28 protein-coding genes, 1 tRNA gene and 1 riboswitch are annotated in these 26,236 nt (G+C 62.4%); of the genes, 12 read left to right on the top strand and 17 right to left on the bottom strand.

From position 1 onward, the window contains the following. Positions 1-5: 5 nt before the first annotated feature. The 8 genes from trpS (at position 6) to ribH (ending at position 6,741) form a co-directional block, all read left to right on the top strand. Positions 6-1,016, top strand: a complete 1,011-nt coding sequence (trpS, locus tag CLV85_RS10360; protein WP_100389554.1) for a tryptophan--tRNA ligase — start codon at positions 6-8, stop codon at positions 1,014-1,016. Then, the gene (locus CLV85_RS10355) at positions 1,016-1,582 is read left to right on the top strand and encodes a GNAT family N-acetyltransferase (protein WP_100389553.1); all 567 of its coding nucleotides are present in this window, start codon (positions 1,016-1,018) and stop codon (positions 1,580-1,582) included. The genes trpS and CLV85_RS10355 overlap by 1 nt, the downstream gene beginning before the upstream one ends. 10 nt (positions 1,583-1,592) lie before the next feature. Beyond that, the gene (locus CLV85_RS10350) at positions 1,593-2,180 is read left to right on the top strand and encodes a GNAT family N-acetyltransferase (RefSeq protein WP_157847492.1); all 588 of its coding nucleotides are present in this window, start codon (positions 1,593-1,595) and stop codon (positions 2,178-2,180) included. Further along, positions 2,177-2,932: an HAD family hydrolase gene (locus CLV85_RS10345; RefSeq protein ID WP_100389551.1), complete on the top strand. Its 756-nt coding sequence runs from the start codon at positions 2,177-2,179 to the stop codon at positions 2,930-2,932. Before CLV85_RS10350 ends, CLV85_RS10345 begins: the two co-directional genes overlap by 4 nt. A 101-nt stretch (positions 2,933-3,033) precedes the next feature. After that, positions 3,034-3,188, top strand: a riboswitch (FMN riboswitch). A 100-nt stretch (positions 3,189-3,288) separates the two neighbouring features. Next, positions 3,289-4,353: a bifunctional diaminohydroxyphosphoribosylaminopyrimidine deaminase/5-amino-6-(5-phosphoribosylamino)uracil reductase RibD gene (gene ribD, locus CLV85_RS10340; RefSeq protein WP_100389550.1), complete on the top strand. Its 1,065-nt coding sequence runs from the start codon at positions 3,289-3,291 to the stop codon at positions 4,351-4,353. A 2-nt stretch (positions 4,354-4,355) separates the two neighbouring features. Then, positions 4,356-4,979: a riboflavin synthase gene (locus tag CLV85_RS10335; protein ID WP_100389549.1), complete on the top strand. Its 624-nt coding sequence runs from the start codon at positions 4,356-4,358 to the stop codon at positions 4,977-4,979. Next, positions 4,976-6,268: a 3,4-dihydroxy-2-butanone-4-phosphate synthase gene (gene ribB, locus CLV85_RS10330; protein ID WP_100389548.1), complete on the top strand. Its 1,293-nt coding sequence runs from the start codon at positions 4,976-4,978 to the stop codon at positions 6,266-6,268. Before CLV85_RS10335 ends, ribB begins: the two co-directional genes overlap by 4 nt. Beyond that, positions 6,268-6,741 (top strand): 6,7-dimethyl-8-ribityllumazine synthase, encoded by a 474-nt coding sequence (ribH, locus tag CLV85_RS10325; RefSeq protein ID WP_100389547.1) that lies wholly within the window; start codon positions 6,268-6,270, stop codon positions 6,739-6,741. Before ribB ends, ribH begins: the two co-directional genes overlap by 1 nt. Positions 6,742-6,775: 34 nt before the next feature. Here ribH and CLV85_RS10320 read toward each other — a convergent pair whose 3' ends face one another. The 6 genes from CLV85_RS10320 to CLV85_RS10295 form a co-directional block, all read right to left on the bottom strand. Then, positions 6,776-7,357 (bottom strand): SMI1/KNR4 family protein, encoded by a 582-nt coding sequence (locus CLV85_RS10320; RefSeq protein WP_100389546.1) that lies wholly within the window; start codon positions 7,355-7,357, stop codon positions 6,776-6,778. Between the two features lie 22 nt (positions 7,358-7,379). Continuing rightward, the gene (locus CLV85_RS10315) at positions 7,380-7,895 is read right to left on the bottom strand and encodes a barstar family protein (protein ID WP_100389545.1); all 516 of its coding nucleotides are present in this window, start codon (positions 7,893-7,895) and stop codon (positions 7,380-7,382) included. Beyond that, entirely contained in the window at positions 7,892-8,338 is a 447-nt protein-coding gene (locus tag CLV85_RS10310) for a DUF6188 family protein (protein ID WP_100389544.1), read from the bottom strand. Before CLV85_RS10310 ends, CLV85_RS10315 begins: the two co-directional genes overlap by 4 nt. Then, the gene (locus CLV85_RS10305) at positions 8,331-8,966 is read right to left on the bottom strand and encodes a T6SS immunity protein Tdi1 domain-containing protein (RefSeq protein WP_121626141.1); all 636 of its coding nucleotides are present in this window, start codon (positions 8,964-8,966) and stop codon (positions 8,331-8,333) included. Before CLV85_RS10305 ends, CLV85_RS10310 begins: the two co-directional genes overlap by 8 nt. Before the next feature lie 75 nt (positions 8,967-9,041). After that, entirely contained in the window at positions 9,042-9,596 is a 555-nt protein-coding gene (locus CLV85_RS10300) for a hypothetical protein (RefSeq protein ID WP_100389542.1), read from the bottom strand. A 91-nt stretch (positions 9,597-9,687) separates the two neighbouring features. After that, positions 9,688-9,960, bottom strand: a complete 273-nt coding sequence (locus tag CLV85_RS10295) for a DUF7957 family protein (RefSeq protein ID WP_121626140.1) — start codon at positions 9,958-9,960, stop codon at positions 9,688-9,690. Between the two features lie 217 nt (positions 9,961-10,177). On the opposite strand from CLV85_RS10295, the gene CLV85_RS10290 reads away from it, so the two are divergent. The 3 genes from CLV85_RS10290 to CLV85_RS10280 all read left to right on the top strand — a co-directional run bounded on the left by CLV85_RS10290 (position 10,178) and on the right by CLV85_RS10280 (position 13,029). After that, complete coding sequence (locus CLV85_RS10290; RefSeq protein WP_197107834.1) at positions 10,178-10,558, top strand: YidH family protein; 381 nt, start codon at positions 10,178-10,180, stop codon at positions 10,556-10,558. Further along, the gene (locus CLV85_RS10285; RefSeq protein WP_100389539.1) at positions 10,555-10,920 is read left to right on the top strand and encodes a DUF202 domain-containing protein; all 366 of its coding nucleotides are present in this window, start codon (positions 10,555-10,557) and stop codon (positions 10,918-10,920) included. Before CLV85_RS10290 ends, CLV85_RS10285 begins: the two co-directional genes overlap by 4 nt. Before the next feature lie 237 nt (positions 10,921-11,157). Next, entirely contained in the window at positions 11,158-13,029 is a 1,872-nt protein-coding gene (locus CLV85_RS10280; RefSeq protein ID WP_100389538.1) for an ABC transporter ATP-binding protein, read from the top strand. Between the two features lie 127 nt (positions 13,030-13,156). On the opposite strand, the gene CLV85_RS10275 is transcribed toward CLV85_RS10280, so the two are convergent. From CLV85_RS10275 to CLV85_RS10255, 5 genes are read right to left on the bottom strand one after another with little or no spacing between them, the layout of a single operon-like run. After that, positions 13,157-13,957 (bottom strand): TrmH family RNA methyltransferase, encoded by an 801-nt coding sequence (locus tag CLV85_RS10275; RefSeq protein WP_100389537.1) that lies wholly within the window; start codon positions 13,955-13,957, stop codon positions 13,157-13,159. A gap of 1 nt (position 13,958) precedes the next feature. Continuing rightward, positions 13,959-14,519, bottom strand: coding sequence for a hypothetical protein (locus CLV85_RS10270; protein ID WP_100389536.1), 561 nt, complete (start codon positions 14,517-14,519; stop codon positions 13,959-13,961). 7 nt (positions 14,520-14,526) lie between these two features. Continuing rightward, on the bottom strand, positions 14,527-15,111 hold the full coding sequence (locus tag CLV85_RS10265) for an isochorismatase family protein (RefSeq protein WP_100389535.1): 585 nt from the start codon (positions 15,109-15,111) through the stop codon (positions 14,527-14,529). A 52-nt stretch (positions 15,112-15,163) separates the two neighbouring features. Continuing rightward, positions 15,164-16,588 carry a D-alanyl-D-alanine carboxypeptidase gene (locus tag CLV85_RS10260; protein WP_100389534.1) on the bottom strand — a complete coding sequence of 475 codons (1,425 nt, stop codon included), beginning with the start codon at positions 16,586-16,588 and terminating at the stop codon, positions 15,164-15,166. A gap of 45 nt (positions 16,589-16,633) precedes the next feature. Then, positions 16,634-17,323: a hypothetical protein gene (locus CLV85_RS10255; protein ID WP_229820552.1), complete on the bottom strand. Its 690-nt coding sequence runs from the start codon at positions 17,321-17,323 to the stop codon at positions 16,634-16,636. A 476-nt stretch (positions 17,324-17,799) separates the two neighbouring features. Here CLV85_RS10255 and CLV85_RS10250 point away from each other — a divergent pair, with 476 nt between their 5' ends. Continuing rightward, a complete protein-coding gene (locus CLV85_RS10250) occupies positions 17,800-17,982 on the top strand; it encodes a hypothetical protein (protein ID WP_147433368.1) in 183 nt (60 codons plus the stop codon). 176 nt (positions 17,983-18,158) lie between these two features. Here the strand turns inward: CLV85_RS10250 and CLV85_RS10245 are convergent. The 6 genes from CLV85_RS10245 to topA all read right to left on the bottom strand — a co-directional run bounded on the left by CLV85_RS10245 (position 18,159) and on the right by topA (position 26,156). Continuing rightward, positions 18,159-18,231, bottom strand: a tRNA-Thr gene (locus tag CLV85_RS10245). Positions 18,232-18,310: 79 nt separating this feature from the next. Then, complete coding sequence (locus tag CLV85_RS10240) at positions 18,311-19,879, bottom strand: alpha/beta hydrolase (RefSeq protein WP_100389531.1); 1,569 nt, start codon at positions 19,877-19,879, stop codon at positions 18,311-18,313. Positions 19,880-19,895: 16 nt separating this feature from the next. Next, the gene (locus tag CLV85_RS10235) at positions 19,896-21,443 is read right to left on the bottom strand and encodes an alpha/beta hydrolase (protein ID WP_100389530.1); all 1,548 of its coding nucleotides are present in this window, start codon (positions 21,441-21,443) and stop codon (positions 19,896-19,898) included. Then, positions 21,440-22,606 (bottom strand): DNA polymerase III subunit delta', encoded by a 1,167-nt coding sequence (locus CLV85_RS10230; RefSeq protein ID WP_100389529.1) that lies wholly within the window; start codon positions 22,604-22,606, stop codon positions 21,440-21,442. The genes CLV85_RS10235 and CLV85_RS10230 overlap by 4 nt, the downstream gene beginning before the upstream one ends. Before the next feature lie 9 nt (positions 22,607-22,615). Beyond that, a complete protein-coding gene (gene tmk / locus CLV85_RS10225) occupies positions 22,616-23,245 on the bottom strand; it encodes a dTMP kinase (RefSeq protein WP_100389528.1) in 630 nt (209 codons plus the stop codon). Position 23,246: 1 nt separating this feature from the next. Further along, the gene (gene topA, locus CLV85_RS10220; protein WP_100389527.1) at positions 23,247-26,156 is read right to left on the bottom strand and encodes a type I DNA topoisomerase; all 2,910 of its coding nucleotides are present in this window, start codon (positions 26,154-26,156) and stop codon (positions 23,247-23,249) included. Positions 26,157-26,236 lie beyond the last annotated feature (80 nt).

Below are 26,236 nucleotides of genomic sequence, written 5' to 3'. Positions count from 1 at the left end.
AGCCCATGAGCACCACACCTCGCCTGTTTTCAGGCATGCAGCCGTCTGCCGATTCGCTCCACGTGGGCAACTACATTGGCGCGCTCATGCAGTGGCGCGAGATGCAGCAGAACTACGACGCTGTCTTCTGCGTTGTTGATCTCCATGCCATCACTGTTCCTCAAGACCCCGCCCTGCTGCGCCAGCAGACTCGTCGCACGGCCGCTCAGTACATTGCCGGCGGCATTGACCCCGAGCACTCGGTGCTCTTCGTGCAGTCGCAAGTGCCAGCCCATGCACAATTGGCGTGGGTGCTGAACACCATCACCGGTTTCGGTGAGGCTTCGCGCATGACCCAGTTCAAAGACAAGTCAGCCAAGCAGGGCAATGACTCTGCCTCGGTGGGGCTCTTCACCTACCCAATTCTGCAAGCCGCTGACATTTTGCTTTATGACGCCGCTGTTGTTCCCGTTGGCGAAGACCAGCGCCAGCACATCGAACTCACGCGCGACCTCGCCACCCGCTTCAACTCCCGGTTCGGCGACACCCTCGTGGTGCCCGAAGTGCAGATTCAGAAGGAAACTGCCAAAATCTACGACCTGCAAAGCCCTGAGTCGAAAATGAGCAAGTCCGCCACCGCTGACTCTGGGGTGCTGTGGATGCTTGACGAGCCATCCAAGACGGCCAAGAAGATCAAGTCGGCAGTGACGGATGCTGACCGCGAGATCCGCTTCGACCGCGGCGAGAAGCCCGGCGTCTCGAATCTGCTGACACTGCACTCGACGTTCAGCGGAACATCCATCGCTGATCTCGAAGCGCAATTTGAAGGCAAAGGCTACGGCGACCTCAAGAAGGAGGTTGCCGACGTAGTGGTGGCGGAATTTGCCCCCGTGCGTGAGCGAGCGCTCGAGCTATTGGATGACCCCGCCGAACTTGATCGCGTGCTCAGCCGCAACGCTGAACGCGCAAGCGACATGGCCGAAGCCACTCTTGCTCGGGTCTACGACCGCATCGGCTTCTTGCCGCGGGTGCGCTAATGCAGGTCTTTAGTCTCTCGAGCGAGCGCCTCACTCTCGACGCCCTCACCGGCGACGATGTCGAGCTAATGACCGCCTACTGCCAAGACCCGATCTTTGAGCACACGCTCACGATCCCCTGGCCGTATGTGAAGTCGGATGCCGAATTCTTCATCAACAACCTGGTGGCGCAGTGGTGGGAAGACGACGACGAATACACCTGGGCGATCCGCGAAACCGGCAAGCCCGAGCTGCTCGGCGTCATCAGCTTTCGCCTCTACAACGACACCATCGGCTACTGGATGGGCGAACCCCACCGCGGCAAAGGCTTCATGAAAGAAGCCGTCGCTGAGGTCTGCCGCTGGGTGTTCTCCACCGGCCGCCCCGAAGTGCGCTGGGAAGCCCTCGTGGGCAACAAAGCCTCCGCCGCCATCGCGAAAAGCCTCGGCTTCATCTACACCGGAATCGAGCCCGCCTCGAGCGAATACCGCGGCGGCACGCATCCGCCATCGTGGTGGGCAACACTCACCGCACCGGATGAGAACCCCACCTATGAGGTCGAGTCCGGCCAGCCGTGGCCGGTCTAGCGAGCACCACATGCAGCCCGTTGTCCTGACGACCGAACGACTCACCCTCGACGCGCTCACTGAGGCGGATGTCGACGTGATGACCTCGTATTGTCAGGACACCGTGCTCAAAGATGCGGTTCCTATCCCGTGGCCCTACGAGCGGGAGCATGCGGATGGATTCATCAATGAACTCGCACCACAGTGGTGGGCAGAGGGCTCCGAACTCACGTGGGCTATTCGTCGTACTGGGAACCCGCTGCTGCTCGGCGTTGTTGGATTTAACGTGAAGAGCGCCGCGATCGGGTATTGGTTGGGCACTCCCCACCGCGGTAACGGTTTCATGCCCGAGGCAGTCACCGCGGCCGTGAACTTGCTTCACTCGATGGGGCACGCTGAGCTGCACTGGGAGGCGGTCGTGGGAAATGTTGCGTCGGCGCGCGTAGCTGAGAAAGTCGGATTCGATTACACCGGCACCGCACCAGCATTGGGTCGATTTCGCGACGATACTCGCCCGCTGTGCTGGCACGCACACCGCGCTGCCGACAACGGTGAACTAGCCAAACCGACAGACGCGGCGCTGCCGTGGCCTCACTCCTTCGAAACGGACGTGCATTGACCATCACCGTCGCCCTCTTTGACCTTGACGACACCCTGTTTGCCCACCGGGCATCCGTGGATCTCGGCATTCGCAACCACCGACGCTCGTTAGGTGCGGCATTCGCTGCCGGCCCGAGCGCCGACGGCAGCGCGGTCTGGCCTGACGACGCCAGTGAAAGCCTGCGCTGGACAGAACTCGAAGAGCACCACTACCACCGCTACCTCAATGGCGAACTGACCTTCGAGGGCCAACGCCAAGCGCGCGCCCGCGGTTTCGTGGAGCCCTACGGCGTGATGCTCAACGACGCCGAATCCAGTCAGTGGTTCGACACCTACTTCGAGGCCTACCGTGCAGCGTGGCACCTGCACGACGACGCTCTCGCCTGCCTCGACGCGCTGGAGGCCCGCTCCCCCGCCACCCGCCTTGGCATCATCACCAACGGCGAACTCGACTTTCAAACCCGCAAGGTTGAGACCGTGGGGCTCACCCACCGCATCGAACACCTTGTCGCCAGCGGCGAATTCGGGCACACCAAACCCGACCCGCGCATCTTTCACCACACCTGCGAACTCTTCGGCGTCGAACCCGCCAACGCGGTCTACATCGGCGACCGGCTAGCGACGGATGCGCTGGGAGCCGCGAATGCCGGACTCACCGGAGTGTGGCTCGACCGCGAGCGCAGCGCAACCACCGAACAACTTGACGAAGCTCGCGCGGCCGGCGTTGCCGTCATCCACTCGCTTGATGAATTGGTGGCGCTGCTCGACTGAGACAGTGCTGCGCGCACGCCCGAATGCACCGCGTAACAAACTGAGAAGTTGAGGCGGGAATAGTTTGCGGCGAAACGCGTTGAGTAGACTAAGCAAAGCAAAACGTGCTCCGGGGCTCGGTGAGAATCCGAACCGGCGGTTATAGTCCGCGACCCGCGCCTAAGTGAAAACTTCGAAACGGTTGACCTGGTGAAACTCCGGGACCGACGGTAATGAGATCGCATGATCTCTCAGTCCGGATAAGAGGAAGCACGAGCCGAACCATCTGTTGTGCCCGAATTATGGGCGCCCAGAATGGACCGGCGGGTTTTTCGAACCCACTTTCCCGGAGCGCGTCCCACGAGACGAGAGCCCGGATGACCACACCAGAACAGCAGGCACAGCTGGAGAAGCTGATGCGCCATGCGCTGTCGTTGGCGAGCCACGGCCCGATCACGGGCGGCAACCCTCAAGTGGGTTGCGTGCTCGTGGATGCCGACGGCCAGATAGTGGCCGAGGGTTGGCACCATGGCGCGGGCACCCCACACGCTGAAGTGGATGCTCTCACCAAGCTTGGTGCCGGCGCTACGGCCTCCGGTGTTGCCGGCATCGCTGCCGGCCTCACCGCCGTCGTCACCCTCGAGCCGTGCAACCACCACGGCCGCACCGGTCCCTGCGCTCAAGCCCTGCTCGATGCTGGCGTGAGCCGCGTTGTGTATGCGGTGCCTGATCCCGGGCCGCATTCCGCTGGCGGCGCCGAACGGCTTCGCGCAGGTGGCGTCGAAGTGATCGCCGGCATCGCTCAGGCCGACGCCGAAGAGTTTTTGCACTCCTGGCTGACCGCCGCTCGGCTGCAGCGTCCGCACGTGACGGTGAAGTGGGCATCCACCCTCGACGGTCGCGCTGCCGCCGCCGATGGCACGAGCCAGTGGATCACCGGCACCGCCGCCCGCCAGCACGTGCACGAGCAACGAGCGCGCGCCGATGCGATCGTCGTGGGCACGGGCACAGTGCTCGCCGATGACCCGAGCCTGACCGCGCGGGGCGACGCCGGCGAACTGCTCGAGTGGCAACCGCAGCCGGTGGTGCTCGGTCGGCGCGAGATTCCGGCGGATGCACAACTGCGCCAGCACCCCGAGAAGCTGCGTCACATTGACGGCAGCGACCTCAACGCCGCACTGAGCGAATTGTTCGAGGCGGGCATCCGTCGCGTCTTCGTTGAAGGTGGCCCGACTATCGCGAGCGCCTTCATCGCTGCTGGGCTCGCGGATGAACTGCTCATCTACCTGGCTCCGAAACTGTTGGGCGGCCCGAAGGTGGCGCTCGGCGAGCTCGGGGTAATGACCATGGCTGAGGCGAAAGACCTCAGCATCACTGAACTTCGCCCACTGGGCAACGACGTGCTGATTGTCGCCCGCCCGGCGACAGAAACGGGAGCGTAACCATGTTTACCGGAATCATTGAAGAGCTCGGCGACGTCGTCGAGTTTGCCGCGACCGACGATGGTGCGCGACTGACCGTCCGCGCTCCGAATGCGGTGTCGGATGCCGGCCACGGCGACTCGATCAGCGTCAGCGGCGTGTGTCTCACCGTTGTCGAGCAGGGCGCCGATTGGTTCACGGCTGACGTCATGGGCGTCACCCTCGACATGAGTACGCTTGGCGCGCTCGCTGCCGGCGCCCGCGTGAACATCGAACGTGCCATGCAGGTCGGCGATCGCCTCGGCGGCCACATCGTGCAGGGTCACATCGATGGCACGAGCACCGTGCTGAGCGTCACCGATGAGGGCAGCTGGAGCATCCTGCGCTTCAGCCTCACCGAAGAGCTCGCCCCGCTGGTTGCCCGCAAGGGTTCGATCGCGGTGCACGGGGTCTCGCTCACGGTGAGTGCTGTGGGCCGCGACTGGTTTGAGGTCTCGCTGATTCCCGAGACCCTCACCGCAACAACGTTGGGAGCGCTCGCTGTGGGCGACTCCGTCAATATCGAAACCGACATTCTGGCACGCCATGTGGCCCGGATGGCCGAGTTCACCGACGCACCTTCGCGTCACGAAAGGACCGAGTCATGAGTCTCGCCACCATCCCCGATGCCATTGAGGCGATCCGCGCGGGTCGCCCCGTCATCGTTGCTGACGATGAAGGCCGCGAGAACGAAGGCGATGTCATCATCTCCGCCGAGCTCGCCAGCCAAGAATGGATCGCGTGGCTCGTTCGGCACTCCTCCGGCTTCATTTGCGCCCCGATGACCAACGAAATCGCCGACGCACTGGCGCTTCCGCCCATGGTCGCCGTGAACGAAGACCCCCGCGGCACGGCCTACACCGTGTCGGTGGATGCCGCGAACCGTCTCAGCACCGGCATCAGTGCCGCCGACCGGGCCCACACTCTGCGCGTGCTCGCCGACCCGCTCTCGATGCCGTCGAGCCTGCACCGCCCCGGCCACATCATGCCGCTGCGCGCTGTCGATGGTGGCGTTCGCGAGCGCGACGGTCACACCGAAGCTGCTGTTGACCTTATGAAGCTTGCCGGTCTCCGCCCGGTCGCCGCAATTTCGGAGATCGTGCATGACTCGGGCGAGATGATGCGCCTGCCCGAGCTAATCGAATTTGGTGCTCGCGAAGACGTTCTCGTGATTACGATTCTGGATCTCATGCACTGGCTCGAAGAGAACCGCTGCGACACCATCCCGGCACCGATTGAGCCAATCCCCGAAATGAGTCGGGTGCAGTTCGAGGTCGAAACTACGATCCCCACCGTTCATGGTTCCTTCACCGTTCGCGCCTACCGCGATAACTCGACGGGTGCCGATCACGTCGCTTTCATCGCGCCCGGAACGCTCGAGCACCTCGGCGACGGACCGACTCTGGTGCGCGTGCATTCTGAGTGCCTCACGGGTGAAGCGTTCGGCTCGCTCAAGTGCGAGTGCGGCCCGCAGCTCGACGCTGCACTGGAGACAATCCAGCGTGATGGTGGCGCTGTGATTTACCTGCGCGGTCACGAAGGTCGCGGAATCGGGCTCATCAACAAGTTGCGCGCCTACCGTCTGCAAGAAGATGGGCTCGACACTTTGGACGCGAACCTGGCCCTGGGCCTGCCTGCTGACTCCCGCGATTATGGGGCTGCCGTCGGCATCCTCAAGGATCTCGGCATTTCGACGGTCAGCCTGCTCAGCAACAACCCTGAAAAGAAGCGTCAGCTGGAAGAGCGTGGCGTTGTTGTCGGCGACCTCGTGCCGCTCGTTGTGGGTGTTGGCGCCAGCAACGAGGGTTACCTCGAAACTAAGCGTGACCGCATGGGTCACCAACTCCCCTCCACCGCCGTGCTCGATGAAGCACGACTTACCGCGAAAGGCCTCTGATGAGTGGCGCAGGATCCCCCGAAATTGTTACCGACGCAACTGGCCTCAAGGTCACGATCATCGCTGGGCAGTGGCATGAAGTCATTACCAACGGGCTACTCGCTGGCGCGCACCGCGCCCTCAAGGCAGCGAATGCCGAGGTGACCGAGGTGCGGGTTCCCGGCAGCTTCGAGCTGCCCGTCGCGAGCAAGGCAGCCCTGGATGCTGGGGCGGATGCCGTTGTTGCTCTCGGCGTCATCATCCGTGGTGGAACACCCCACTTTGAATACGTGTCGGATGCCGCCACCAGCGGCCTCACGCAGGTGTCAATCCTGACCGGCAAACCGGTGGGCTTTGGCGTGCTCACCCTCGACGACGAACAGCAGGGCCTCGATCGTGCCGGGCTCGAGGGCTCGAAAGAGGACAAGGGTGAAGAAGCCGCCAACGCGGCGATCGCGACCGCGGTTCTGTTGCGTCAGCTTCGCGGCGAGTAACTTCTCGGCGGGACGCCACGAAGCTAGGGCATGTTCAATTTTGCCACCAGTCGACGGCCGGATTGAGTTCGGCAGCGAGATCGTTGAAGGCGTAGTCGTCCATATCCAAGTACTTGCCCTGCTCGATAAAAAACAGTTTGCGCTCATACGCCTCACACAGAGTAGCGGTGAAGGACGTCAAGGACTCGTACTCGACCGGATGCTCTGCTTCCACCAGTCGAAATCGACGGACTGGTTGATTTTCTGAACCCTGCAAGTCGACGAAGTAGAAGTCCCCGCCTGCGTCAGTGAGAAACGGAAACCAGCTTGGCGACCATCTCGGGTCAACGACCAAAGCCCTGTAGTCCAGGAGGGCGTCGCCAAGCGCGCGCATAAAGAACCCGGGATAGATGGTAATTTCACCGATCGCGGCTCGGTTATCCGTTGTGACTCCATTTCGCCACCCGTAGAGTTCCTCCAGCTCTCGAGTGGACTGAAGCCCCGCGTCTGCGAGCAGCGATCGCACAGTCCCTGCTGCGATCCCCGGCTGCAGAGATTCCATAAATGCAGCTCGACCGAGGTTCCCTTGCACATTCTCAATGCGGTCAAGAAGCACGGAAAGGTCTCCGGTCGTCATGGGAGATAGACCTCAGTTCGGCTCACTCGGGCAACTCCTTCACATCGGCACCGGCGGCTGACCACCGGTCAGCAGCGAGCGTCAACGCTTTATCCTCACCGGCGAGCACGACATGAAACGGAATCGGCAATCGATCCCACCGCTCGCCGAGAGCGACCGTCTGGCTAAATTCTTCGAACGCGCTCTTCAACGCGCTAACCCAGATCTTGAGTTCCTCAGCTGTCCCCTCCAGCAAGATCTGGTCAGGCTCAGTGATGACGACGACGTAGCCGGCACCTGGCGGCAACCAACTAAGGTCGGCGATGCACTCGTCGAAAGCATCCCAGTTTTCACCGAAATACTCCGGGAATTGCAGAGCAGCCGCAACTTCATCAAACAGATCAATGGATGCGCGCATCTTACGGCCGCGGACGGTTCGAACCGTGAGTCCGGCATCTCCCCACAAAATTTCTTTGGGTCCGATCATCTGCGGATTGCCGCGCAACTGCAGCGGCGCGAAGTTCGCCGACACGCGCATGAGAGTCTCTACCCCGTTCATTCTGTCCCCTCGTCAGTCTTGGGCATCCAGATAGTTAGGCCTCCGTCAGGCACCGAGACAATGAGCAGACCGTGCGGACCGGCGAGCTGCCACGACTCGTAGGCCTGCCCTGCTGGCGCGACGAGCCGAGATCCGTCAGTGAATGTGAGCTCTAGACGGCCGTCTTTGAACGCCAGTCCCTCGCGCACCGTCGCCGTTTTCAATCGCAACAGCGGAACGAGCTGGTCGACATCCCCCTCGACCTCGATCACGCTGTCGCTGCTGCCGACGTCAGAACTGAGCGCGATCACTCCTTCCATTCTGACGTGGAAGTGCTCTTCGAAGATGAGCGTCACCGCAAAGTCAAAGCGTAATTGTGTGACCAGCAGATCAGCGATCGGGAGCACCCAGTGGTCATCGCCCTCAATCAGCTCGCCGACCGGGACAACCCCACCACTATTCAATGGTGACCTCGGTAATCACCGTTCCCTCGGCAAGCCCCGCTACTGCGGCACGCAACTGTGCGCAGATCGACCAATAGACTTCGAAGTCGGTTACTTCGAAGTTTTCGGGGCCATCTTGTCCACCAAGAAATAGCGGCACGATGTATCCGACACACTGGTCCCGCGCTAGAGGGATAGAAAGCGGGTTCGCCGCCGCCCAGTCTCGGAATGCAGAAAGAGCCAACGCCGCTTCGCTGTTGGTCACGAGAACGTCGTCGTGAAATTCCACGAAGGATGCAGGGATTTCCAACACCTCACCCGAGCACGGTTCCAACAGGAGCACTTGAGGATTCCCCTCGACCACGCGGGCTAGATCTACTGCGAACTGTCGCCCTAGCCAGTCGAAACCGAACGGGAACACTCGAGCCGCGAATTCAGGAAAAGCTTCTGCAATCAACGCAGTTGCGATCGGGCCCGATCGTTCACCGTGAACTCGATACAGGCCGCCGAAGAAGGATGCGCCGGCAAACTCTGCGGAGAATTCGCCATAACCTTCTATCCGCACCAGCGCGGGGTCGGCCCATGGCGTTCCGGCAGCCGCCGGTTGATCCCGCCGTACTGCGAATGTGGCCCGGAATCTCTCAAACATTATTGTTCCTCACTTCGACGACCTAATTCTATGACGACAACTCACGAAGTTGAGGCAGGCTTACGCGGCTGCTGCTCACCGGCCTATATCGCCACCACCGAGAACGCGACCTGTCGCCAATTCGATTGAGAAGGGATGCGGTTGGTCATCGTGTGGGTCGGCGATCCCTGTAATCCACTCGCCGTTCACCTCGGCAAGCCGCAGCCCCTCAACCGCGATCCTTTCGGTAGACCAGCGCACTCCAGCGGCGTCTATCGCGATGACTTCCCAGGGCGTCACGAGCAATAGCAGTGCCCCGTCGAGCAGCTGTCGCGCACCGACGATGGGGCTGCGAGTTTTTATGGCCTCAAAACTTGCGGGCCGCAGAGCGTCTCCCAAGAAGGCTGTGCCCCGCTCCACCACGCACAATGCTGTTGGCGTAGGCGTTCCCAGCACTTCAGTCAGGGCGCGAATGCCCGGCTCCGGTGCCGCAAACGACGCTGTCCAAGCACTCGCTCCATCAACGACGACTTCGATCGTGAGTGCGCGGCTGCCCGCCCGATCAGCAGCAAAGACGTGGTCAACCCCCGCCGCGGGAAGGTCGATGACCGAGACGTCACATCGTGAATCAAAGCTGGTGCGCGAGTTCACAGGTGCTCCTGTCATAAGACATGCGTGGTCAGTTGGTGTCGGGTTAGCTTCGATTCTGCACCTCGTTATCCACAACAAGGGCGGATCGTGCTCACTTCACAAATTCATAGCTCAGCACGATTCCCGTATCGCCAGCGAGAAGTACTCGATAGCCGCTCCATGTTGTTGCGACCACATTCGCGTCGGCATCCACCCCACAACTGACGTAGCAGTCCGCTGAATTCGGATGAGGGAGCTCTGCTCGCCAGATGATCTCGGCATTCCGATTCATTTTCACGAGATTGCGCACTGTACTGGCATCCAGTGGTGCCTCCAGCAGGACGATCGCACTCGATTCATCCTCCGTCGGCTGAAGCGCAATCACGGGATTCACACCAACGCAGCTCGGCCACCCAGCAGCGGGCTCACAGTTCGGGTCCTTCGGTCTCCGCGGAGCGTCTGGCTCACTCACTTTTCGAGAAGATCGAGAAATGGCGCGAGCGATCCACCGGGGTGATCGGAGCGTGTGGCTTGCATCCGTTTACGCTCCTCGTCAATCGACTCTCCTGCTCCCGATAGTATCGGGGCATGAAGGATCGCTCGTGACCGAACCAGTACAGCCGCCTCCTCGCCGCTTCCCGCGCCGCGTTTACGGCGTCGGCACTGAGCCGGATGCCCGTTTCAGCCTGGCGAACGAGCGCACGTTCTTGGCGTGGATTCGCACTGCCCTCGCGCTGATCGCTGCGGGCGTCGCGCTGGAGGCATTCGTGTTGCCGATCGCTCCCGGGTTCCGGCTCGGGGCATCCGTGCTGCTGATTCTGTTGGGCGTACTCGCCCCGATGCAGGCCTGGTTCGGCTGGATGAAGGCCGAGCAGTCGCTGCGACTCGGACGCCCGCTGCCCTCCCCTAACCTTGCTGGCCCCATCGGCGGCGGCGTTGTCGTGGCCGGCCTGCTGCTCGCGATCGGTATCCTCCTCCAGTGACGCGCGCCTTCGACCGCCCCTTCGATGCCGGCCTGCAAGCGGAACGCACCGCTCTCGCCTGGCAACGCACCGTGCTGTCGTTTGCCATCGCCGCGCTCGTCTCCGCGCGCCTCCTGCTCAACACCGTCAGCATCGGCAGCTACGCCGTTGCCGCTCTCGGCCTCATCATGACCGCCGTGCTGTTCTGGGTCGGGCATCGGAGATACCGCGCCGTGCATACGACGTTGGTTCAGGCATCCACCGACCGCATTCGACTGGCAAGTGCGGCGCCGCTGTTCCTGTGGGCGCTTGCCGTGTTTGTGCTCGCCGTCGTCGGCGCGGTGTTCGCCGCACTCGGCATCGTCGCGACATTGCCGTCGTAACTGGCTCGGCGACTTCCGCGCACCGCACATCGCGCACCGCACCCGCGCACAACGAACTCTCCCGACGACGCGTGCCCTGACCGCCCAACGGCGTAGCAACATCCGCACAGATACACCGGATGTTGTACGCAGCGCCCAGACAGAAGGCTTAGTGTTTTAGAGGCTGATTGCTGATGCCGATGTCGCTGAACACTCGCGGCACCTTCGCCCTACATTTTTGGGACAACGAGAAACTTCATGAGCTCGACTTCACACACCTCTGCACCTCGTCGCGGACGTTCTGGATCACGCGACAACCCCGACGACGGCCCCCGCGCCAAGTTCAGCGAGCTGCTCCCCTACCTCTTCGAGCACCGCAAGGTGATGATCTTCGTGATCATCCTCAGCATCCTCGGCGCTGGCGCTTCTCTCGCCCAGCCGCTGCTCGTCAGCCAGGTCATCACGATCGTTGAGGCTGGCGAATCCCTCGGCACTCTCGTGTGGCTGCTCATCGGCCTCGTCGTCATCTCGGGCCTCATCAGCGGCTACCAGCACTACCTTCTGCAGCGCACCGGTGAGGGCGTCGTGCTCTCGAGCCGTCGTCGACTGGTGAGCCGGATGCTCAACCTCCCCATCTCAGAGTTCGACCGTCGCCGCACCGGCGACCTCGTCTCCCGCGTCGGCAGCGACACGACCCTGCTGCGCGCTGTGCTCACGCAGGGACTCGTCGAAGCAATCGGTGGCTCGATCACTTTCATCGGTGCACTCATCGCGATGCTCATCATCGACCCCGTGCTGCTCGGCCTCACCGTGCTCGTGATCGCCATCGCCGTCGTCACGGTTACGACGCTCTCGAAGCGCATCCGCGTGGCCAGCCAGCGGGCTCAGCGCAAGGTCGGTGACCTGGCCGCAGCCGTGGAACGCGCAATCTCCGCCGTGCGCACGCTGCGAGCATCCAACGCCACTGAGCGTGAAATCGAGGCCGTGAACGACGATGCTCTTGGCGCCTGGAAGATGGGCATCAGCGTTGCCAAGATCTCGGCCCTCGTTGTTCCGATTGCCGGAATCGCGCTGCAGGTATCGTTCCTCGTTGTGCTCGGCGTCGGCGGCTACCGCGTCGCCAGTGGCGCTATCGAGATCGCCGACCTTGTCGCGTTCATCCTCTTCCTGTTCCTCATGATCATGCCGCTTGGGCAAGCCTTCGGCGCGGTGACCGCGGTCAACCAGGCACTCGGTGCGCTCGGCCGCATCCAAGAAATCATCAAGCTGCCCAGCGAGCTCGAATCCGACGTCAACTTCGTCGCCGTTCCGAGCATCGAATCGGATGCCGCGATCACGTTCGAGAACGTCGAATTCTCCTACCCCGACGACTCCGTTCTCGTGAAGGTCGAAACCGAACTCGCCGAGCTCAAGCACGGCGGCACCGAAGCTGCCGCAGACGAAATCGACCTCACCGTGCTGCGCGGCGTCAGCTTCACCGTGAAGCGCGGCGAACGCACCGCCATCGTCGGCCCCTCGGGCGCTGGCAAGAGCACCATCCTTGCCCTCATCGAGCGCTTCTATGACCCGACGGCGGGCGTGCTGCGCTTGGGTGGCGATGACCTTCGCGCCCTCAATCGTGAAGAGCTCCGCGCCCAGATCGGTTACGTCGAGCAAGACGCTCCCGTGCTCGCCGGCACGCTGCGCCAAAACCTTCTCATCGGCGCCCCCAACGCGACCGACGAAGAATGTATCGCGGTACTCGCGTCGGTAAACCTCACAGGTGTGCTCGACCGCAACCCTGCTGGTTTGGATGCCGCTGTCGGCGAAGACGGCGTGATGCTGTCCGGTGGAGAGCGTCAGCGTCTCGCGATCGCCCGCACCTTGCTCGCGGCTCCCCCGATTCTGCTGCTCGACGAATCGACCTCCAGCTTGGATGGCCTCAACGAGCAAATGCTCCGCGAAGCCATCGACGCTGTCGCCGAGAACCGCACGCTCATCGTGATCGCGCACCGTCTCTCGACCGTCGTCGATTCCGACCAGATTGTCGTGCTCGACAAGGGCAAGGTTGTGGGCGTCGGAACCCACTCCGAGCTCGTGAAGTCGACCCCGCTCTACAAGGACCTCGCCAAGCACCAGCTGCTTGTCTAGCGGCTCGCGGGTGCGCTGCCTCGGCAGTGTGCCCGCCCGCTAGCGCGCGGCCCGCTGCCGCTGCTGTGCGGCTCTGATACAGCCCTGCAGCTACTGCGGGCTCTGTGCTGCTGCTGCCGTGCTGCCGCTACTCGACCGCGAGCGCGAACATCGCGACCGCAGCGGTCGCAGCTACGTTGAGCGAGTCGATGCCGTGACGCATCGGAATCTGCACGATCGAATCGGCGGCATCGATGGCTTCGCGAGTGAGACCGTGCCCCTCGGTGCCCAGCACGAGCGCAACCTTCTCGGGAGCATCCGCCGCATAGTCGCGCAGCGACACCGCACCATCCTCGAGAGCTAGCGCCGCGATCTGAAAGCCGGATGCCGTGAGCAGCGCGCGAGTGTCTGTCCAGTTGCCGATGCGAGTCCACGGCACCTGCAGCACCGTTCCCATCGAGACTCGGATTGCGCGCCGGTAAAACGGGTCGGAGCACTGCTCGGTGACGAGTACGGCATCCGCCCCGATGCCGGCAACCGAGCGGAAGATCGCACCCACGTTGGTGGGATCAACAACGTTTTCAAGAATAACGATGCGGCGAGCATCCGCCAATAGGGCTTCGGGCGTCGGAAGTGGCGGGCGGTGCATCGATGCGATGACGCCGCGGTGCAGCACGTAGCCGGTCAGCTCGGCGAGCAGCGAGCCGTCGCCCGTGAAGATCGGAACATCGTCGCCCACGAGCTCGACGATCTCGTCAACCGAGGTGCCGAGCGCGAGTACCGATCGCACGCGGTGGCCGGAGCGCAGCGCCCGTTGAAGCACGAGCGTCGATTCGGCCAGGTAAAGGCCATGCTCGGTGCCCTGCGCTTTCCGCAGTGCCACGTCAGTCTGGTGCGAATAGTCAGCGAGCCGCGGATCGCTGAGCTCGGTGACGGGGATAACCGGCACGCTACAGCTCCCGGTTCACGCGAATGAGAATCACGGTGCGGCCGTCGGCGCGCTGCCCGCTTGCAGCCTCGAATCCGAGGCCAGTGACCGACTCGACGCCCTGATAGAGCAGGAGGTTATCGAGCCCGAGCGCATCCGCTTCGGCTGCCCACGACAGCGTCGGCGCCACCCGGTAATCACCGGACCGCAGCGGGTCGGCAGCACCCTCCGGCAACACGACAGTGGCGTAGAGCAACCCGAAAGAGCCGTCAACCGTGGCGTATTGCACGCTCTCGACTTCGGTTTCTGCGGGAAGGTCGATCTTCGAGAACTCGGCGATCTGTTCGAGAGACACATCGCTGCAGGTTCCGTCGGAGGTATCGGAGGAGGCATCGCACAGGGATGCGGTCGTGGGCCAGAGAGCCGTAAACAGCGCGGCACCACCGGCCACGGCGATCCCGATAAGGAGCCCAAGACCGACGAGCAGCGCCAGTAGTCGCCAGCCCAAACCTTTGCCGGGCGGGAGAACTTCAGACTCGGCTATGAAGCCGGGCAGGTGAAGCTCTTCGGGAGAATCTGTCATGCGGCGATCACGCTTCGGGAGAGACGAGCGTGATGCCCGACTCCGCCATCGTCGCGAGAGCGGCCGTGCTCGACTCCGGGTCGACACCCGCCACCAGCTCTGTCAGCACCGACACTTCGCGGCCGCTGCCGGCGGCATCCAGTGCAGAGGCAAGCACGCAGTAGTCAGTGGCGATGCCAGCGACATCGATCGTGTCAACGCCGAGTCGCGCCAGCAGAGCCGGGAGCGTCTCATCATCGTCGGTCGTGCCCTCAAAGATGGAATAGGCCGGAACGCCCTGGCCCTTGCGCACGTGCTCGTTCACGAGCGAGGTATCGAGAGCGGGGTGGTACTCCGCGCCGGGCGTGCCGGCCACACAGTGAACCGGCCACGTGTCGACGAAGTTGGGGGCAGCATCCGTCGCAAAGTGGCCACCGTTGCTGTTGTCAGCATCGTGCCAGTCGCGGGAGGCGATCACGAAGTCGTAGCGGTCGGGATTCGCCCGCAGATAGTCGCTGATTCCGGCCGCCACAGCGGCACCGCCGTCGACGCCTAAAGCGCCACCTTCGGTGAAATCATTCTGGACATCGATGATGAAGAGTGCAGCAACCACGCTGCCAGTCTAAGTCGCGGCAGCATCCGCCCACAGCGCCTGCGTCACAACCTCAGTAGTTAGAGAGGTTACTCCCGCAGGAATACACGCCCGCGACAAGGTTGTCGATCGCTGTGCGGGCATCGGTCGAGATGCCTTCCCCAATGGAGTAGAACGCGAACGCGAGCTGGGTGCCGTCCTTGGCATTGACTACGCCAGCGAGCGAATGCTCTTGGTTGGTCCAGCCCGACTTCGCTGCCACGTTCCCGGATGCCGCAGCGGCATCCCCCTCAAATCGGCTGTACAGGTCTCCGCTTTTGCCCCCGACCGGAAGCATCCCGTAGACAGTGCCTACCGCACCGCTACCCGAGGCACCCTGGGCCATGAACTGGGCGGCGAAGAGCGGGGAAACCTGGTTCTTGGGGCTGAGGCCCGAGCCATCGGTGATCGTGATCGATCCAGCGTCGGCGAGACCGGCATCCGCTAAAGCACCCTGCATTGCTTGAGTGAGGGTGCTGGCAGCACCGCTGAAGCCCAGCTTCTTGGAGACGAGGCGGGCCAACGATTCGGCTATCGAGTCATCACCGCTGTTGAGCATTTGTTCCACGAGCACGCTGACGGGTTGCGATTTCACCTCGCCGAGAACGGTGTTGCCTACAGCGGCACCGTTCGAGAACGTGACCGCAGGCAAACCGGCTGCCTGCGCGAACGCTTGTCCGGCCGACTTCACGGGGTCGGTGCCACGAGGGCTGATGGCAATCGTGGGATCAGCGCGATCGCCGTTCACCATCAGAGCGGTGACATAGGAGTGGTAGCCGCCAGTGCGTTCGCGCTCGGGCCAGTTGGGATCCCACGCGTCAGCGGTGGTCCACAGGGTGGAGTCGAGCACGATCTCGGTGATCGGTACACCGGGGTGGAGTTCTTCGTACCGCGTCATGGCCTGCGATGCGAGCTCAGAGATCTGCGGTGCATCGCGGTAGTACGAGGCATTTGTGGTCGCCAGCGTCGGGTCTCCCCCGCCAACCAAGACGATCACTCCCGGCTGCGAGCCATCGACGACTTTCGTGCTGATACGAGTATCGGCGCCCAACGTTTGCAGTGCAGCGGCCGCCGTGAACGCGGTCACTATGTGGGCGGGGCTCGAGGCGTCCTCTGCCGAACGGTCCCAGAGAACATCGCCGCTAGAGACATCAGTCACAACACCAACGAGCGACGGGAAGGTCGCGACGGTTGCTAACGGATCTACAGAACAGGTGCGCACAGAGACCGAACCGGGTGTAACATCCGGTTGGCTCCGCTGTTCAACAGTGACTTCGTCTGGGGTGACATCAACTGCCGAACTAGCGGAGCCAACCGAAATTCCGGCGAATACTGCTACTCCTGCGAGCAGTGCGAATACCACCGCCGCAACCGTCACCGTGGATGCGGTGGGGTGCTCGGCAATAAACGCTCGTATTCCTCCCGGCGCTTTCGGCTCGCTGCTGGCTGAATCAGTCACCCGGTTATAGTACCCGGATGCCTGGACTCAGTGCCCGCATGCGGCCTAGCAGTACGTCCAACGTGCTGCTGCGCGGGTAAAGCTGTAGGGCTCATCGATTCCACCGTGGGTCATCGCAAACGCGATGCATGCACCGCCGGTGCTAGCACCGGGGCGGTAGAGCGATGCGCGATGTGCACTGGATGCCCACCACTTGGATGCAACGGTGGCTCCGCTGTTTCCCGAACCTCCTGCGAGGTTTCCGTCGCAACCGCGAGCGGCGACACCGTCAGAGCGAGTGGTGCCGTTGTGGCCCCACCCGTCGAGCGGGTTCGAACTGGGCGATTCTGCCATCCAGAACAAGCGCTCTTCCATGCAGGAGTCGTAGCGGAAGTTCGAGAGCGGAATCGGCTGCAAGCAGTTGGCGACGCGAATCGAGTTGTAGGCGTAGGCGAACGATGAGAGGTCACCCGAGGTGGTTCCGGCAACGCCCTGAGAAGAGCTGCGGCTCGGTGCGCCAGGTACGCCACCGCCAACGTTGCCCGGACAGGACTGGCCTGCGGCAGCGTAGGCTGCGCGAATCTGAGTGACGGATGCCGATCCACCGGTCACCGATTCAACAACGATCGGCTTCGGCTTCGGCACGGCCTTCTGAGCCAAGTGCTCGGAGTCAGACGTGAGTGACTTAGCTTCAGCCTTGAGCTGAGCTGCCAGCGACTCTTCAGTGATGCGTTCGACGCTGGCTACAGCGACCACGTCGACAGCCTGCTCGACCGGACCAGTAGCGGTCGATGCGAACAGCGGCGATCGCGCTGCTGAGTTAGCGGTTGCGCTCTCGGTGAGCCCTGGTCCGCCTCCCCCGACGAACGGTACTACTCCAACAATTACTACGGTTACTAAGGCCGTTAAAAACGGAACTCTCCCCATGAAAAATCGCCCCCCAGACGAATAAATAGGATGCAGACCCCTCTGCTTCCTGTTGCTAAAACTAGGGGCGAAATCACAGATATACAAGGGAAAAACCCCGGAAACATGCGGAAATACCCGTTAATGGGGGGTCTGGGTGACGGGTCTATCCTCTGTTTGGGGGACACCAACGTAGCCCGAAATTGAGTTTTTCGAGAGTTCGAGAGGCTCGCATTCGCGGCCTCAAATGATCCCAGCTGCGGGCGTTTGCATATCGTCACCAAGAGGTCGATACTTGAGGAAATCTAACTCTTTGGGGGGTCGTGTTGCCTGAGCTTACAACCGATCAGTACAGCACCATCTTCGTGCTGTCGATCGCCGCCGGCACCGTCGCCCACGTCATCGGCGCAGACCTACTGCTCGTAGTTGGCATCGCTCTAGGCTCGTTCGCTGTCGGCCTGATCGTCACGATGGTTGCCAACAAACGCACCGTTGACCCTGGCGAGTAGCTAGCCTGCGTCTGCGAAACAGACGCAACGCATCAAGAGTGCCGCTGCTCCCTCCGTCGAGAACGTCGAGGACAATGACGACGCGGACATCGACAACTGCATGCCCAGAGGCTGCAGGCCCAGAGGGCGAATCTAGGTCGCGAAGGAAGCGTTGGCGAAACGCATGCGGAGAACGGAGCCGCCTATCAGAATCGAACTGATGACCTTCTCATTACGAGTGAGATGCTCTACCGACTGAGCTAAGGCGGCCGGCCACATTTTCATGAGGCACAGCATGAAAGCTTAGCCGAAGTTTTGGGGTTCCATGACCCACTCGACGAACTCAGGCTTATGCACCGCAATTCGGGTCGTCATTGGGCACCACTCCGTTGATGAAATACGCGTCAACGGCGCCATCCACACAGCCCACACCACCGTTGTAGGCAGTGTGGCCCTCACCGTTGTAGGTGATCAACTGAGCGCTCTGCAGCTGTTCGCTGAGCGCGACGCCCCACTCGTAGGGCGTTGCCGGGTCACCGGTCGTGGAGATGATGAGAACGGGCGGGGCACCCTCTCCCGTGAGCTCAGTGATCTCTGGCCCAATGTATTGGTACGGCCAGTTGATGCACGTGAGGTCACCGGTCGGCGGGAAGTCACGATACGTCGCCGGCGAGGCCGCCTGCATCAGCTTCTGCTGCTCGATAAGCACTGCCGGATCAGTTTCTACGGGGTAGTCAACGCAATAGATCGCGATGAACGCTTCAAGCGAGTTGTCGGCGTAAGTTCCGTCAACATCCCGGCTGTAATAGAAGTCAGCAAGGAAGAACGCGGTGTCGGTCTCGCCGCGTGCGGCTTCGGAATAAAGGTCGTTGAGGAACGGCCAGGAATCCTGAGAGTAAAGAGCCGTGCTCATGGCGATGTCGAGCACGCCAGCATCCATCATGCGACCGTCGGCACCCGGGATCGGGGTGGCGTCGTAGCGATCGTAAAGTTCCCGGATCGTCGTCAACGCGGCATCCACCCCACCAGTGAACGGGCAATCGTCGAACATCTCGGGGCACGCCGCTAGATAGTTCTCCAGAGCGCGCTGGAACCCCGCCGACTGAACCAGCCCTACCTCGAATACGGAAATAGAAGAATCGGTCGCGCCGTCGAGCACAATGCGGCCCACATTCTGGGGAAAGTTTTCGATGTAATACGAACCAATGTCGCTGCCGTAGGAGTAACCCAGATACTGCAGCTTCTCGTCGCCGACGATCGCACGCAGCATGTCGAGATCGTGAACCGTGCTCTGCGTGTCGATGAACTGCAACACCGGTCCAGTGTTCTCGAGGCAAGCCTGGCCGAAGTCAATCGCCGCCTGCTCGCTCGTGGCGAGCCACTCATCGCTGCCCACAGAAGCCTCCGGAATGCCGAAGATGAACTCATCGAGGCCGTCATCATCAAGGCACGTCACGGGAGTCGAACGACCGACACCGCGGGGGTCCCAACCGATCACGTCATAGTTCTCGCGAAGGTTCGAACTCACCGCAAAATCGACGTCATCGTGGATGAGATCGAAGCCAGAGGCACCCGGCCCGCCTGGATTCACAAACAGTGACCCCAGGCTCTCTCCGGTGGCCTCATGTCGAGCCATAACAATCTCGATGTCGGTCTCCGGCGACGGGTTCGCCCAATCCATCGGGGCAATCGCCGTGGCGCACTGAGCGCCATCGCCGCAGTCAACCCACGTCAGAATTTGCTCATAGTAGGGAGCGAGTTCCGCCGAAACGGTCTCCCCTGTCGGCTGCGAACGCTCGCCCAGAAAGTTGTTCAGCAGGTTCACGCACCCGCTCAGCAGCAGGGTGAGAGCGAGAGCTGGCACCACGAGGGCAAGCCTGCGAGCGCGAGAAGCGGGGGCAGCAGCGATGGAGTTCACGGCCCGAGCCTAGCGGTTAGCAGTTCGGGTCGTTGGCCGGAACCTCTCCCCTAAGGAGAAAGTCTTCCACCGCGCTATTCACGCACTCGTTGGATTTGTTGTACGCCGTGTGGCCCTCACCGTTGTAAGTGATGAGGTGGCCAGTATCGAGATTGTCGGCCACCGTCACCGCCCATTCGTAGGGCGTAGCGGGGTCGTTCGTGGTGCCGATCACGAGCATGTCTGCGGCACCCGGAGCCGCGATCGCGGTGCGGTCACGCTTCGCCTCCACCGGCCAGTTCGCGCAACCGGGGTCGCCATACGACATCTGCGGACCAAAGATGGGAGCCGCGAGCGCCAGCTCGGCAGCCTGCTCACGCATGCGTTCGTTGTCGGCGGGCTCGCGGGCATCCAGACAGTTAATGGCTATGAACGCTTCGGTTTGATTCTCGGCATAGGTGCCATCGGCAGTACGGCCGTTGTAGTTGTCGGCAAGGTCGAACGCGATCGACGCATCGCCCTGCATCACGGTCGTGAAGAGCTGACGCAGGTACGCCCAATTGGATTGGCTATACAGCGGCAGGATGATCGCTGTGAACATGGTGCCGCTGCCGAGCTTGCGGCCGTCAGCGTTGGTGAGCGGGCTCTTGTCGAGGCGGTCGAGCAGAGTGCGGATCGTGGTGCGCGATTGGTCAACGGACCCGGTGAAGGGGCAATCGCTTGCGCTGGCACAATCCTCAAGGAACGCATCCAGTGCACCTTCAAAGCCTTGAGCCTGCGCCTTCGTTGCTTCAAATTCGGATGCCGCGGGGTCGACCGCTCCGTCGAGAACGAGTCGCCCCGTCTTCTCGGGGAACAATTCGGCGTACACCTGACCGAGCAGGGTGCCGTAGGAGTAACCCAAATAGTTGAGCGTCGTATCGCCGAGAGCGGCACGCAGCATGTCGAGGTCACGAGCAGCACTCGGGGTATCAACGAAGCCCAGGAGCGGGCCCGTCTCTTCGCTGCAGCGCTGAGCGAACTGGGCCGAGGCTTCAGTAGCGGCGGCGATCCATTCGTCGCTGCCCTTCTCCCCGGGCGTGATGCCGTAAATGTACTCATCAAGTTCAGCCGGGTCGGAGTAACACGACACCGGCGTTGAACGATTGACCCCACGAGGGTCGAAACCGACCACGTCGAATTGCGACTGCAGCGCCTCACTCGTGGCGTAATCCACGCTGTCCGCGATGAAGTCGAAACCGGAGCCGCCGGGACCTCCGGGGTTCACGAGCAATGAACCGATGCGATCGTTACCCCGAGCGGTCTGACGCACTAGGGCCAGATCGATCGTGTCGCCCTCGGGAGCATCCCAATCAACGGGCGCAATCGCGGTGGCGCACTGCAGGTTGTCACCGCAGCTGTTCCACTCCAACACCTGCTGATAGAACTTCTCGAGGTTCGGCGCAACGGCCTCTTCCGTTGGTGTCGAGGTGGTCGATGACTCGGGCGGGAAGAACCATGACACACAGCCGCTCAGCAGCAGCGAGGTTGCGAGCGCAGTGGCAACCACTGCGGTAGCGCGAGTGCGGGTGCGGCGCCGGCTCATGCTCCACGCCCCGACACAGCCACCTTGACGAGCATGGCTTCGAGCGCGAGCGCCGGGGCGACATTGCTCTCGATGCGGCGACGAGCCTCGGCGATACCGTCCATGATGGCCAGCGTTGCCGGAGCCGTCGTGCGGTTCGCGACCGCCGTGAGATTGTCGACAATGCTGAGGTTAATGAGCTCTCCCGGCGCACCGATCTGGGTCAACAAGATGTCACGGTACAGCGACAACAGGTCGACCATGATCCGGTCGATGCCATCACGCAGGCTTCGCGTCGCGCGACGCTTCTGGTCTTCTTCGAGGTTCTTGAGTTGCACGCGCAGGGCGGGAGGAACTGTTCCGCCTGGGGCGACACCGAGCGAGCGAAGGGCGCTTTCGCGCTCCTGCGCATCTTTCTCTTCGGTGATGGCTGCGGCATCCGCCTTCGACAGTTCAAGCAGCGACGTCGCCGCGATCACGGCGTCAGAAACGGTGCGGATGTTGAGCACGGTAGTGAGCGCCCGTTCGCGTCGTTCGCGGGCCTCCGCATTGGTGGCAAGGCGGTGAGCCATGCCGATGTGGCTTTGCGCTTCTCGCGCGGCACGCAACGCAATATCGGGGGCAACGCCATCGCGGTCCTGCAGCAGCTGAGCCACGTCTTCGATGGCGGGGGTGCGCAGCCGAACACTGCGCACGCGCGAGCGGATCGTCGGAATGAGATCTGCTTCGCTGGGCGCACAGAGAATCCAGACGGTACGCGGCGGTGGCTCTTCGAGCGCCTTCAGAAGAACGTTAGAGGTGCGCTCGACCATGCGGTCGGCATCCTCAATAATCATGACGCGGTAGTGGCCAACCGAGGGAGAGAATTGCGACGAGGCGACGAGCTTGCGCACTTCGTCGATCGAGATGATGACGCGTTCGGTGCTGAGCACGCTGAGGTCGGGATGCGTGCGGGCGACTACTTGCTTGTAGACCGACTCTTCGGTCTCGTCGCCACGCGTACCGAGCAGCGCCGCCGCAAAGGCGTAGGCAATGTTGGAGCGGCCCGAACCGGGAGGCCCCGTGATCAACCACGAGTGCGTCATGGACGATTCCCCGGTGCTGCCCAACGCCGAGGATGAGGCCGCAGCCTCAAGAACGGCGATCGCTTCAGCTTGGCCCGTTAGGCCTTCCCACAACGACATGCGCCCAGTCTAGGCGGGTTGCGGGAGGTGATTCTGGATGCGCTCACGGATCGCCGTAGCGATCTCGCTGATCTCGCGCGCGGCATCCACCACCAGGATACGTTCGGGCTCTTTGGCGGCACGTTCGAGGAACGCGTCGCGCACTCGAGTGTGGAATTCTTGTTTCTCCGCTTCGAGGCGATCGTAGCGAGTGCGAGCACTGTCGAGCCGCTTGCGGGAGTCGGTGGGGTCAAGGTCGAGCAACACCGTTACGTCGGGAAGAAGGCCCTCGGTTGCCCACAAAGACAGCTCGCGCACTTCGTCCGAGCCGAGCACTCGCCCGGCACCCTGATACGCCTCCGAGGAGTCGATGTAGCGATCCTGCACGACGATCTCGCCGCGTTCGAGCGCCGGGCGCACGACGGTGGCGATGTGGTGGGCACGGTCTGCCGCATAGATGAGCGCTTCCGCGCGCGGGTCCATATCGCCCCGGCGATGCAGCACGATCTCGCGCAGTTCGAGTCCGAGATCGGAGCCACCCGGTTCACGGGTCACTACAACGGTGTGCCCCGCTTCGGTAAGCCAATCGACAAGAAGCTGCGACTGCGTGGTCTTGCCCACGCCGTCGCCGCCCTCGAGAGTGATGAAGAGCCCGGGCACGCTACTCCGCTTCGGGAGCGGCCGACGCTGAGGCCTTAGCGGCAGGCTTGCCTGCTGCCGGCTTCTTCGCTGCGGGCTTTTTGGCCGCGGTGGTCTTCGCTGCCGCAGACTTCGCCGCCGTCGCCTTAGCTGCTGTCGTCTTAGCTGCCGCGGTCTTGGCCGCCGGCTTCTTCGCAGCAGGCTTCTTGGCCGCGGACTTCTTCGCTGCCGGCTTCTTCGCCGCAGGCTTCTTAGCCGCCGGCTTCTTCGCTGCCGTCTTGCGCTTGACCGGCCCCTTGGCGCGCTTGTCAGCGAGCAGTTGAACGGCGCGCTCGAAGTCCACGTCTTCCACGGTCTCGCCGCGCGGGATGGTGGCGTTGGTGGTGCCGTCGGTTACGTACGCACCGAAGCGGCCATCCTTGATCTTGATCGGCTTTTCGCTCACCGGGTCAGCGTCGAACTCTTTCAGAGCACTGGATGCTGCGCGGTTGCCGTACTTGGGCTGGGCGTAGAGCTCGACGGCTCCGGCTACATCGATGTCGAAGATCAAGTCTTCGCTCGGCAACGAACGGGTGTCGGTGCCCTTCTTCAAGTAGGGGCCGTAGCGACCGTTTTGGGCCGTAATTTCGGCACCAGACTCGGGGTCTACGCCCACCACGCGGGGCAAGCTGAGCAGCTTGAGCGCGGTGTCGAGGTCAACAGTGTCGAGGTCCATCGTCTTGAAGATGGATGCCGTACGCGGCTTGACCGCAGCAACCTTCTTCGGCTTCTTGGCCTTCTTCACTTCGCCGGTCTTGGGGTCGATCTCTTCGACGGGCTCCGGAACGGGTTCGGGATCTGGCTCAAGTTCGGTCACGTACGGGCCAAAACGGCCATCCTTCGCGACGATCTCTTTGCCATTCTCAGGGTTGACGCCAATGACACGGTCACCGATAACGGGCGCTTCGATGAGTTCGACTGCCTTGGCGAGGGTGAGCTCGTCGGGCGCAAGCGCTTCGGGAATGTTGACGCGGCGCGGCTTCTCCGGGTCGTCACTGGGGGTCTCCAGGTACGGGCCGTACTTTCCAATGCGCAGGGTCACGTCATCCGACAGCTTCATCGAGTTGATTTCCTTGGCATCGATCTCGCCGAGGTTGTCGATGACTGTACGCAGACCCCGGTATTTGTCGTCGCCGAAGTAGAACGACTGCAGCCACTCAACGCGGTTCTGGGTTCCTCCCGCGATGCGGTCGAGGTCGTCTTCCATGCCGGCAGTGAAGTCGTACTGCACGAGGTCGCCGAAGTACTCTTCGAGCAAACGGATCACGGAGAACGCAATCCAGTTGGGCACGAGTGCCTGGCCGCGCGGCGTGATGTAACCGCGGTCGATGATCGTGGAGATGATCGACGCGTAGGTCGACGGGCGACCGATGCCGAGCTCTTCAAGCTTCTTGACGAGGCTTGCTTCGGTGTAACGCGGGGGCGGGCTGGTCTCGTGACCCTTCGCTTCGATGTCGAGAAGCGTGAGGGTCTGGCCTTCCTTGAGCGGAGGCAGCTTCGCTTCCTTGGGCTCAGCGGTGGCGTTACGCTCTTCGTCTTGGCCTTCTTCGTAGGCCTGCATGAAGCCGCGGAAGGTAATGATGGTTCCGCTGGCCGAGAATTCGGCAACGGGAGCTTCGCCAGCAGCGATCGTGATGGATGCCGTTGAACCCTTGGCATCAGCCATCTGCGAGGCGACGGTGCGCTTCCAGATGAGTTCGTAGAGCTTGAAGTCGTTTCCGCGCAGCGTGGACTGCAGTTCGCTCGGCGTGCGGAAGGTGTCTCCCGAGGGGCGAATAGCTTCGTGGGCCTCTTGAGCGTTCTTGCTCTTGCTGGCGTAGACGCGGGGCTTGTCGGGCACAGCGTCAGCACCGTAGAGGGCAACGGCTTGGGTGCGGGCGGCGGTGATGGCCTGCTGCGAGAGCGACGAGGAGTCGGTTCGCATATAGGTGATGTAACCGTTTTCGTACAGCGACTGGGCAACGCTCATGGTCTGGCGGGCGGAGTAGCGCAGCTTGCGGCCGGCCTCCTGCTGCAGCGTTGAGGTGGTGAATGGTGCTGCGGGGCGACGAGTGTAGGGCTTGGTCTCGACCGTTTTCACGGTGATGGTGGTGCTCGGCATCCGCAGGGCGTCTGCGAGCGTTTGAGCGGCCTTCTCATCGAGGGCAACCGCTTCGCCCTTGAGGTTTCCGCGGTCGTCAAAGTCGCGACCGGCAGCAACGCGCTTGCCGTCGAGGCGTACGAGCTTTGATTCGAAGCCGTTGGTTTCACTGTCGGGCGAAAGCTGGGCGATGAGGTCCCAGTAGTTGGCGGTGATGAAGGCGAGACGTTCGCGTTCGCGTTCGACGACGAGGCGAGTAGCGGCGGACTGCACGCGGCCAGCGGAGAGCCCGGGGCCGACCTTGCGCCAGAGCACTGGCGAGATTTCGTAGCCGTAGAGACGGTCGAGGATGCGGCGGGTTTCCTGAGCGTCAACGAGCGCGGTGTCGACGTCGCGAGTGTTGTTGATGGCCGCTTCGATGGCGTCTTCAGTGATCTCGTGGAACACCATGCGCTTGACGGGGACGTTGGGCTTCAGCACTTGAAGCAGGTGCCACGCGATGGCCTCACCCTCGCGGTCCTCATCAGTTGCGAGGAAGAGTTCGTTCGCTCCGCTGAGCGCTTTCTTCAGTTCGCTGACGGTTTTCTTCTTGGCGTCAGAGACGACGTAGTACGGCTCGAAGCCGTTATCGACGTCAACCGAGAACTTACCGAGCGAACCCTTTTTGAGCTCGGCCGGCAGATTGCGGGGCTCGACGAGGTCGCGGATGTGACCGACCGAGGAGAGCACTTCGTAGTCGTCACCGAGGTACTTTGAGATCGTCTTGGCCTTGGTGGGCGACTCAACGATGACAAGTTTTTTGGTGCCAGACACGGGACTCCTTGGATGATGACGCACTAGACCGGTGGCAGCGCCACTGTCAGCGACACAATACACACACCGACCGCTCACTT

Source organism: Salinibacterium amurskyense (genome assembly GCF_002797685.1).
Lineage (GTDB): Bacteria > Actinomycetota > Actinomycetes > Actinomycetales > Microbacteriaceae > Rhodoglobus > Rhodoglobus amurskyensis.
The sequence above is the reverse complement of the archived record's forward strand: the minus strand, read 5'-3'. Positions and strand labels throughout refer to the sequence as shown.

Bases quoted from the DNA above. Each gene is read 5' to 3' on its own strand.
- trpS (WP_100389554.1), top strand. From the start codon at position 6: ATGAGCACCACACCTCGCCTGTTTTCAGGCATGCAGCCGTCTGCCGAT.
- CLV85_RS10355 (WP_100389553.1), top strand. From the start codon at position 1,016: ATGCAGGTCTTTAGTCTCTCGAGCGAGCGCCTCACTCTCGACGCCCTC.
- CLV85_RS10350 (WP_157847492.1), top strand. From the start codon at position 1,593: ATGCAGCCCGTTGTCCTGACGACCGAACGACTCACCCTCGACGCGCTC.
- ribD (WP_100389550.1), top strand. From the start codon at position 3,289: ATGACCACACCAGAACAGCAGGCACAGCTGGAGAAGCTGATGCGCCAT.
- CLV85_RS10335 (WP_100389549.1), top strand. From the start codon at position 4,356: ATGTTTACCGGAATCATTGAAGAGCTCGGCGACGTCGTCGAGTTTGCC.
- ribB (WP_100389548.1), top strand. From the start codon at position 4,976: ATGAGTCTCGCCACCATCCCCGATGCCATTGAGGCGATCCGCGCGGGT.
- ribH (WP_100389547.1), top strand. From the start codon at position 6,268: ATGAGTGGCGCAGGATCCCCCGAAATTGTTACCGACGCAACTGGCCTC.
- CLV85_RS10320 (WP_100389546.1), bottom strand. From the start codon at position 7,357: ATGACGACCGGAGACCTTTCCGTGCTTCTTGACCGCATTGAGAATGTG.
- CLV85_RS10315 (WP_100389545.1), bottom strand. From the start codon at position 7,895: ATGAACGGGGTAGAGACTCTCATGCGCGTGTCGGCGAACTTCGCGCCG.
- CLV85_RS10305 (WP_121626141.1), bottom strand. From the start codon at position 8,966: ATGTTTGAGAGATTCCGGGCCACATTCGCAGTACGGCGGGATCAACCG.
- CLV85_RS10280 (WP_100389538.1), top strand. From the start codon at position 11,158: ATGAGCTCGACTTCACACACCTCTGCACCTCGTCGCGGACGTTCTGGA.
- CLV85_RS10270 (WP_100389536.1), bottom strand. From the start codon at position 14,519: ATGACAGATTCTCCCGAAGAGCTTCACCTGCCCGGCTTCATAGCCGAG.
- CLV85_RS10235 (WP_100389530.1), bottom strand. From the start codon at position 21,443: ATGAGCCGGCGCCGCACCCGCACTCGCGCTACCGCAGTGGTTGCCACT.
- CLV85_RS10230 (WP_100389529.1), bottom strand. From the start codon at position 22,606: ATGTCGTTGTGGGAAGGCCTAACGGGCCAAGCTGAAGCGATCGCCGTT.